At 45.1% G+C, this 3,088-nt stretch carries 3 protein-coding genes; all 3 read left to right on the top strand.

Annotation, left to right across the window (positions count from 1 at the left end; all coding sequences use genetic code 11):
- Positions 1-772 (top strand): aminotransferase class III-fold pyridoxal phosphate-dependent enzyme (locus Q7J27_07385; protein ID MDO9528963.1); only part of this gene is annotated, 772 nt, incomplete at its 5' end.
- 262 nt (positions 773-1,034) lie between these two features.
- A complete protein-coding gene (locus tag Q7J27_07380) occupies positions 1,035-2,393 on the top strand; it encodes a hypothetical protein (protein ID MDO9528962.1) in 1,359 nt (452 codons plus the stop codon).
- Positions 2,394-2,655: 262 nt separating this feature from the next.
- Positions 2,656-3,088 (top strand): CvpA family protein (locus Q7J27_07375; protein MDO9528961.1); only part of this gene is annotated, 433 nt, incomplete at its 3' end.

The raw sequence follows: 3,088 nt of genomic DNA, 5'->3' as shown, positions 1-3,088 counted from the left end.
TTGCGATTTGGGCTGCTTGAAGGCGATGGAAAAAATAATGCAGTGGGAACATCCAGAGACTATTTCGGCGGTTATTATGGATCCGATTCCAGGCTCGAATAGCGGGTATCCGCTGCCGCCGGACGGCTATCTGCAGGGCGTCAGAGACCTGTGCGATAAATATGGCATTTTGCTTATTTTTGATGAAGTGCAGACCGGCTTCGGCAAGACCGGCAAATGGTTTGCGTGTGAGCACTGGAATGTAACGCCGGATATTATGTCGATCAGCAAGGCCATCACCAGCGGATATCTTCCTTTAGGTGTGGCGGTAACCACCAAAAAGATAGCGGCTGCATTTAAAAAACCCGGTGCTGAATTTTCCAGCGGTAGTACATATGGCGGTCATCCACTTTCATGTGCTGTGGCCCTGGCAAATATCGAGATAATGCAAAGGGAAAAACTTGTCGAAAGGGCCGCGAAAACAGGAAAATACATCAAAGCCGGACTGGAAAAACTCTACAAATATAAAATTGTAGGTGATATTCGCGGCATAGGCACACTCTGGGCGGTTGAACTGATGGCTGACCGTAAAACCGGCGCCAAGCTTGATCCCAAGCTCGATATCGGCACTTTCATTAGAGACTGGTGTTGGAAAAACAGGATGATTTTGCGTAACAACCGTAATACTCTGGTGATCGCGCCCGCCCTGGTAATAACCAGGGAAGAAATCGACATGATGCTGGGCAAGGTGCATAAGGCCATTCCGTTGGCCATGAAACATTTTGGCTTATAAGCATTCTGAAGGTTTTATGAAACCAACCAATTAAGTTCACATAGAATGGTGGCTTAATGGTTATCGCGTCAGGAGAAGACTGGAAAAGGAGGAAGGAAGAGAATAACTGAAACTTTCGGAAAGGGACCCTACAGGCAAGGTATAGACAGAACCGAAACCTGGCCGACGCTCGGGCAGGCTGTCTGTGGCATGCAAAGCATCTGAGCAGTTATTTGTATTTGTAACAGACAATCAATTGGTAACACTCCAAGAGGAAATTAAAATGAATATATTAAATGAGATGAAAATAGAAAGTGTAAAGGAGGAAAAGGGGAAAGTAACAGTGATTACTACGGGGGCGAAATACGTCATCCATAAATTCGGGGAGAATGGCAGAATTTTCTGTTATCAACTTATTAACAAAGAACGTCTAATAGCCGTTGTTGATTTTAATTATTCTTTTTCTACTTTAAGTCTGGAAAGAAAGGATGAAACCACCTGTGTATTCCAGCAACAGCTGAGAGCCGGCATGAGGGATGCCAGCTATTTGAGATTGCAAATAAACAGCGATTCTCTTTTGGATATTTATTGTCTTGGGGAACTGAAATTATCTTTTTCGGGGCATTTCTTACCCGACTATAGCGCAATGAAGGACGGCAATATCCTGCTGATTGATAAAATGGGAGGAATAGGGGTTTATCCCTATCAAGGTTTAAGAAATATGGAAAAAGTTGTTGATTTTAGTTATAAGGAATGGAAGATTTATTATACTTTAAATAGTTATTGTCGGTTCTTTCTCTCCATATTTCCTCCGCGAAGGTTTAATTATAAACAGTCCTTTGAGGATAGAATTGCTCATCATGGTTCAATAGCGCCTGAAGCGCTTCAGCCATTTCCTTCGAATAGGGAGATAGAAGATGCCGCTAAATATACAAATATTATGGTCCTACATGCGTCGATATGGCAAGGCAATTTTACCAGAAGCAATAGACCGGTTAAGACACCTGAAGACTGCTATGCCAATGCTTCCTGCAGTTGTTTTGACTATTTGCCGGTTAATGAGCAAGAGTTGGTAAGAGTTATAAGAAAAGCCCATTCCCTGGGAATGCGAATTATTCCCTATATGAGCCCTTTCTATTCCACGGCAAGGGGCAAAGACTTCCTTGACAGGGTAAATGATGTTTTAAATAAATATAATTTTGATGGTGTCTACTATGATGGAAGTTCGGCGGACATGCTTTGTGCCTACCAGCTCATACGAGATACCAGGGCGCTATTAAAGGATAAAATCCTCTATTTTCATTGTACGTCAGATCCTTTAATGAGTACAAATATCTTTTGCCCATTCATTAATACTTATGCTGACTATGTCCTCCGGGCGGAACATATCACTGATTTTAATGATACCTACCTGCGTTATGTAATTTCAGGTTTCAATATCAGTAACACCATAAATTACGTCTGTTATTTCGATTATCCTTCAAGTTTTATTCGAAAGCTCGTTGATAAAGTCCTGGCTGTTAATGCTCGATTTTATTTGGGCATGCCTGAAACTGGGAAGGAAAGACTCCTTAAAAAAGTATATTTCCCGAAGTTGAATGGATTGAAAAGGAAAAGGTTGAAAGTAACGGGGAAAGCATAACAAAGTCTGCAAATATGATTGTTGCCAGGACGGGCGGATTGTCAATCTGTTTCTGAGGCGCGGAATAGGCATTGCCAAGCCTCTGCAAATCTGGTAAATATTTTCCGTTTCGTATGGGAACTGTATTTTCGCGTTGTTACGCGCGGGTCCCGTTGTCTTGTCCGCCGGCTTGTCCCGCCATAGCCTGGGCGACGGTGGAAGTGCTGGGAGTTGCCGTATGACGGGGCATGGTTGGCCGGCAAGTTGAATTTCTTAGCCTAACTTGGAACTTTTAGCCATGACGTTTGGAAACATGTTTGCGGTCGTGGAAGTGGGCGCGCTCGTGCTCGTGCTGTGGGAATTCTTGTGGGGCCTGAAACGGGGGCTTTCGGGCGAGCTCTCGCGCCTGATCAGCACGGTGATCGTGCTAATGGCCGGCCTGCGATTTTATCAGACGGTGGGCCGTCTGCTGACCGATAATACAAGGCTTTCGGAGAACCCCGATCTGGCGCTGGCCGTGGCGTTCCTTCTGATCGTGGTCTGTTTTTCGCTCCTGTTCCTCATTTTGCGCTTGATCCTGCGCCTGCTGATGACGATCAAGTTCAATGACAAGATTGACCGTTCCGGGGGCGGGTTCGCCGGTCTCTTGCGGGGGGTGCTGATGGCGCTCCTGTGCGTGTATGCGATCGGCTTGTGGCCCCACGAATACCTGCGGA

Source organism: Syntrophales bacterium (assembly GCA_030655775.1).
GTDB lineage: Bacteria > Desulfobacterota > Syntrophia > Syntrophales > JADFWA01 > JAUSPI01.
Note: the sequence above shows the minus strand (reverse complement) of the source record. Positions and strands in the feature narration are given on the sequence as shown.

What these genes read in the sequence shown, in the direction of transcription:
- Q7J27_07380 (MDO9528962.1), top strand. Translation starts at nt 1,035, where the DNA reads ATGAATATATTAAATGAGATGAAAATAGAAAGTGTAAAGGAGGAAAAG.